Origin of the sequence: Streptomyces sp. NPDC001231, assembly GCF_042896885.1 — a bacterium.
Classification (GTDB): Bacteria; Actinomycetota; Actinomycetes; order Streptomycetales; family Streptomycetaceae; genus Streptomyces.
This window is the reverse complement of record NZ_JBIAXS010000016.1, coordinates 8,793-14,114: the sequence shown is the minus strand read 5'-3', so window position 1 is coordinate 14,114 and position 5,322 is coordinate 8,793. Positions and strand designations below refer to the sequence as shown.

The window sequence follows — 5,322 nt, the reverse complement described above, 5'->3', positions numbered from 1 at the left end:
CGCGGATGCGCCCTGCGGGATCACGCCCGGCACGGGCACACCCTGCGTGTCACACCCGGCAGGGGTAGGCGCACCCCGCGCGGATGCGCCCTGCGGAATCACGCCCGGCACGGGCACACCCTGCGTGTCACACCCGGCAGGGGTAGGCACACCCCGCGCGGATGCGCCCCGCAGGTCACGCCCGGCACGGGCACACCCTGTGGGTCACGCCCGGCACGGACACACCCTGTGGGTCACGCCCGGCACGGACACACCCTGTGGGTCACGCCCGGCACGACACCCTCTGCAGGGCACACCCGGCAGGGGTGCGCGGATGCGCCCCCGGGCGGACGGCGCCGTGTCACCGACGGGGCCCGGGCGGCACGGCCGGCGTTCCCACCGGGCGCCGCGGACGGCCGACAGGGCCGGGTTCCCGCCTGCCGCCACGGCCGGCCGACGCCGCCGGCCCCGTTCCCGTCACCTCGGATCGGAGGCCGTCACCGCGGCGGCGGCGCGGTCGTGAACCGCCGCCTCCCGGTCCAACTTGCGCCGCAGGTAGGAGAGGTCCCCCAGCAGACCCGCCGCGGTCACCTCACGGCCCTGCCCGGTCCGCACCAGACGCGTCAGCGGCAGCGCTCCGATCTCGGCCCAGCACAGCCTGCCCTCCTCGTCCAGTCGGCTGCGGGTGCGGCCCCGGTTGTCCGGATGCACGCAGTACGGGATGTCGAGATAGCCGCGTTCGAACGCCAGCAGCAGTGCGCGAGCGGGATCGGCGTGCAGGTTCAGCACCGCTTCGACCAGCGCCAGCGCTTCCGCGTACGTCTGCGTGTCCGTGTCCGGGGCGGGCACCGGCCGGACCGCCTCGGCCGCCCGCGCCGCGTACTCCAAGGCGGCCACGTTCTCCGCGATGGTGGGGATCCGCCGCGACTCGGCGACGGTCTTGACGATGAGCCGCTCGGAGCCGGTCCGCACGGCCAGTTCGGCGGCCTGGCCGAGCAGCCGGTAAGCGCCGGGCTCGGTGACCGGGTACGCCCCCATGTAGGCGTAGACGACCACGTGCCAGTCCACATCGGGCAGCAGCTCGGCGCACAGCCGGCGCAGCGCGAACACCGCCTCGGCGTCCTGGCCGGCGTGGGTCTGCTGGGCATAGCTCACCGAGACGCTGCGGCATCCGTAGGCGCGGAAGAACAGCGCCTCCAGCACGCTGAGCGCCACCAGCTGGCTGGGCGGGCACAGTTGGCCCATCATGCAGCCGCCGAAGGTCTCCAGGTGCGGTTCGGCGCCCTGGTCGCGCAGCCGGGAGAACAGTTCCGTGCACTGCCGCCAGGCCGCGATCGACTCGGCCAGGGGGGTGCGCCCGTAGGGCAGGCAGTAGGACACGGGCCCGCCCTCGGTCGCGTCCAGGCCCAGCGCGATCAGTTTGCGGAAGATGTGCTGGGGCAGGGCGGATCCGTGCCGCACCTGTACGGGGAAGCCGGCGTCCCGGACACCGGCCAGCATCGCCCGGGTCGTGGCGTCGCGGTGGCTGACGATCGGGTAGCCGTTGAGCGGCAGGCCCTCGCGCTGGGCGTGGCGGACCGCGGCCAGATCACCGACCCTGGTGTAGCTGTCCAGGGTCAGTGTGCCGACGGTGTGCCCTCTGGCCGCCTTGGTGGCGGCCAGCCCCGCCCGCATCCGCTCCGGATCGCCGAAACCCATGCGCGGCTGTACGACGAGATCGCCGGCCTTCGCCCGCGCGCGGACGAAGGCGCCGAATGCCGGCTGCGTGTGGGCGGACCGTCCCGGTACCAGGGCCGTCACCGGGGTCTCCCCGCGCTCAGCGCCGGCCGCGGGGCGGGCGGGAGCGAGGCGACGAACGCCGTGAAGTCGGCCGCGTCCGAGGCCTGGTCGGGGAAGACCGCGTCGAAGCCCGCGGCCACCAGGGCCCGCGCGTGCCGGCCCACGTTCTCGTCGGACACCGTGAGCTTGCCGCCGATCACCATGGGCGTGGCGGCCAGTTCCGGGCAGGCGCGCAGCCGGGCGACCACGCGCAGGCCGTCGGTGCGGCCGTGCCCGTTGACACTGCCGATGACGACCAGCGCCGGATCGATCCGGCGGCATTCGGCGACCAGTACGTCGTCCGGCACGCAGGGCCCGAGGTTGACCACGCGGTAGCCGAGTTCCTCGATGACCAGCTGGAGATAGACCAGGTTCCACGTGTGCGCGTCGCTCGCCAGGCCCGACACCACCACGGTGCCCCGGTCCCCGGGGGCCGGGAACGTGCCCACGCCGACGATTTCCTTGTCCCGCTGTGCCACGGTTCAGGGCACCAGGCTCGTGACGGCCACGGGCGCTCTGCCGAATTCCATGCATTCTCTCTTGATGTTCTCGATCAGCATCAGAGTCGCGCGTGCCGAGGACAGGATCATCTGCCCTTCTCGGGTCAGAGTGGTGCCGCCTGAATTCCGGGTGAACAGCTTGATACCCAGAGATCGCTCAAGGCATATGATCTGGTAACTTATTGCCGGTTGCGAGTATCCGAGCTTCTTGGCTGCGAGATCCATTCGACCTATTTCGGCAATCGCGACAAAAGCGCGCAACTCGCGTTCGTGCATAATCGCCTCACAGTTAACAGATTATCAAGTGCCGAAACTTTAACACGCGATTCCTTGGCAGGATACGGCGCTTGCAGGAAGCTGCCACGACAGGTGTAAAACTGGGTCTGTGGAGCTTTGCCTGGTCAGTGAGGTTTAGGTATTTCAGCCGACTGCGCGGCACGCGACATGCGCTTCCCACGCATAGTCGGCATTGCCACGCAGCCGAAGTCGCCGAATTTCTGCATCGAGGTGGAGGAAGGGGACGAACTCGGTCCGGGATTTCTCAGAGATTTCCGGCGAAGAGGTCACCCGGGTCCGGCGTCACCGCTCGCCGGCGAGGTCGAGATCGCTCGGGGCGGTCGGCGCGGCCAGGGCGGTCGGGGCGGCCTGCGGCCCCTTGGCGCTGCGCCACGGATGGGAGAGGGGCGCGGACACCGGTCGCCACCACGGCTCCGCGGGCACCTTGCCCGCGGGCTCGAAAGGCTCCCCCGGCCGTGGGAGCGCCACTGCCTGTCCCGCCTTCTCGGCGGCGTCCTTCGTCCACTCGCCGGGCTCGGCCCAGGCGTGCGGGGCGAGGGTGAAGGTGCCCCAGTGGATCGGCAGCAGCACGCCGGACGGCGTGTTCCCCTGCAGGTCGAGGTGGGCTCGGACCCCCTCCTCGGGCGTCATGTGGATGTCCGGCCAGAACTCGGAGTACGCGCCGATCTGGATCATCGTCGCGTCGAACGGGCCGTGGTCCGCGCCGATCTGCCGGAAGCCGTCGAAGTAGCCGGTGTCACCGCTGTGGTAGATCCGGTGCTCCTCGCCCTCGACGGCCCAGGAGGCCCACAGGGTGTGCTGGGTGTTGCGCAGGGCCCGGCCGCAGAAGTGGCGGGCGGGGGTCGCGGTCAGAGTGAGCCCACCCACCCTGGTGGCCTCGTGCCAGTCCAGTTCGCGCAGGCGGTCGGCGGACACGCCCCAGTGCTCCAGGTGGGCACCGACGCCGAGCGGCACGGCGAACACGGTGTCCGTGCCGGCCAGCGCCTTGATAGTGGGCAGGTCCAGGTGGTCGTAGTGGTCGTGGGAGATGACGACGACGTCGACCGGGCCGAGCGCGGCCAGCGGCAGCGGCACCGGGTGCAGCCGCCGGGGCCCGACGAAGGGGAACGGCGAGCAGCGCTCCCCCCACACGGGGTCGAACAGCACCCGCTGCCCGTCGATCTCCGCGAGGACGCTGGAGTGTCCCATCCAGGTCAGCCGCAGACCGGTGGCCGCGGGCTTCGCCAGGTCGGCGAGTGTGGTGGCGTGCACGGGTACGGTGCCGCGCGGGGCGCGGCGGCGGCGCTCGTCCTTGTCGAGGTAGAGCCTCGCGAAGGCCGGGGTCGAGCCGGAGGGCCGGGTCCGGGCGGGACCCCCGGGGTTCTGGAAGACGCCGTCCTTGAAGTGGGGTGATCTGCGGATGCGTGCCATGCGCTCTCCGCTGGGGTCGGCGCCGAAGGCCTCGGGCCGCAGTGCACGGAGCCCCGGGTTCGAAGGACGGAATCCTGCCACGCTACCTCCAGGTGGAGTCGGTCAGGCTTTCCATTATGTCGGGCCCCTCCGACGGCCCGGATGTCACACCTGCGCGCTCCCGTCCGTCGTACCGGTGCAGGCACCCGCGAGGTGCTCACGGAACCGATGCAACTGGAGGTGGCCGCCATGGCCCGCGTCTCGCTCACCCCGCCCCGCACCCGCTTGTTCCGCCTCGTCGAGTGGTACAGCAGGCGCGTCTACGGCAAGGTGCTGGACCCCGCCCGAGCGCTCGCGCACAATCCGCGGGTCCTGTGGAGCGATCTGCGGTTCGAGCAGTCGCTGGCCAAGTGGAACAGGCTCGACCCCGATCTGAAGGCGCTCGCCGAGATGGCGTCGGCCGCCGCGATCGGTTGCTCGTGGTGCATGGACTTCGGCCACTGGGTCGCCCGCGAGCACGGCATGGCACCCGAGAAGCTGCACGACGTCCCCGTGTGGCGGGACAGCGACGCCTACACGCCACTGGAGCGCGACGTCCTCGCGTACGCCGAGGCCGTGACGGCCACGCCGCCCACGGTCGACGACGACCTGGCCGCCCGCCTGCGCGACCGGCTGGGCGAGCCGGCCCTGGTCGAACTGACGGCGGTGGTCGCGGTCGAGAACCTGCGCTCGCGCATGAACTCCGCACTGGGCCTGACGAGTCAGGGCTTCAAGGACTTGTGCGAGGTCCCGGAATCCGCACGGCCCACGGACAACGCGACGACAAGGCACCCCGGCCCCGGCAAGGACGCCGAGGGCCGGGTCTCGCCCTGACCGGGCGCCAACGACCGATCGGGGTGAGCGCACGACGCTCGAACACGACCCACAGCACCCGCGCCGCTACGGCCGAGGGCTGAGGGACGCATCGAGCCTGGACACCCAGGGCCTCCCGCGGCCGGCGGAAGGCAGCCATCACCGGTCCGGCGCGAAGGGCGGCTGGCAGGCGCGTCCGCCGCCCGCATCCCGGAAGCGCCGCCCGCATCCGGCAGCCCCGCCGGAGGGGACGGCCGTGGGCTTGGGACGGCGGCCGGGCGCTCCCGCCCCACGGCCGAGCGACGGCCGTCACCGGCTCGGGCGCGGAGAGTGGGTGATGGTGGCGCGCCCGCCGCCCGGACCCCGGCGATCCGACCCCGCGTCCCACCGCCCCGCCGGACGGAACGGCCCCCCGGCCGACGAACGGCAAGGCGGACCCCCGCACCGGAGCCGGATGCGGCCGGGCTGGGCGACCGCCAGCGGCCCG

At 72.2% G+C, this 5,322-nt stretch carries 5 protein-coding genes; 1 reads left to right on the top strand and 4 read right to left on the bottom strand.

Annotated elements, in window-relative coordinates:
* Window positions 1-456: 456 nt before the first annotated feature.
* The 4 genes from ACFY3J_RS20400 to ACFY3J_RS20385 form a co-directional block, all read right to left on the bottom strand.
* Window positions 457-1,779 (bottom strand): methylaspartate mutase, encoded by a 1,323-nt coding sequence (locus tag ACFY3J_RS20400; RefSeq protein WP_390841415.1) that lies wholly within the window; start codon window positions 1,777-1,779, stop codon window positions 457-459.
* The gene (locus tag ACFY3J_RS20395) at window positions 1,776-2,246 is read right to left on the bottom strand and encodes a cobalamin B12-binding domain-containing protein (protein ID WP_390841414.1); all 471 of its coding nucleotides are present in this window, start codon (window positions 2,244-2,246) and stop codon (window positions 1,776-1,778) included. Before ACFY3J_RS20395 ends, ACFY3J_RS20400 begins: the two co-directional genes overlap by 4 nt.
* Window positions 2,247-2,279: 33 nt before the next feature.
* On the bottom strand, window positions 2,280-2,573 hold the full coding sequence (locus ACFY3J_RS20390) for a LysR family transcriptional regulator (RefSeq protein WP_384176367.1): 294 nt from the start codon (window positions 2,571-2,573) through the stop codon (window positions 2,280-2,282).
* 303 nt (window positions 2,574-2,876) lie between these two features.
* A complete protein-coding gene (locus tag ACFY3J_RS20385) occupies window positions 2,877-4,085 on the bottom strand; it encodes an MBL fold metallo-hydrolase (protein ID WP_384176365.1) in 1,209 nt (402 codons plus the stop codon).
* A gap of 126 nt (window positions 4,086-4,211) precedes the next feature.
* Between ACFY3J_RS20385 and ACFY3J_RS20380 the strand changes: the two genes are divergently transcribed.
* Window positions 4,212-4,856: a carboxymuconolactone decarboxylase family protein gene (locus ACFY3J_RS20380; RefSeq protein ID WP_390841413.1), complete on the top strand. Its 645-nt coding sequence runs from the start codon at window positions 4,212-4,214 to the stop codon at window positions 4,854-4,856.
* Window positions 4,857-5,322: the final 466 nt, after the last annotated feature.

Coding starts and splice junctions, on each gene's coding strand:
- ACFY3J_RS20390 (WP_384176367.1), bottom strand. CDS start 2,573: ATGCACGAACGCGAGTTGCGCGCTTTTGTCGCGATTGCCGAAATAGGT.
- ACFY3J_RS20380 (WP_390841413.1), top strand. CDS start 4,212: ATGCAACTGGAGGTGGCCGCCATGGCCCGCGTCTCGCTCACCCCGCCC.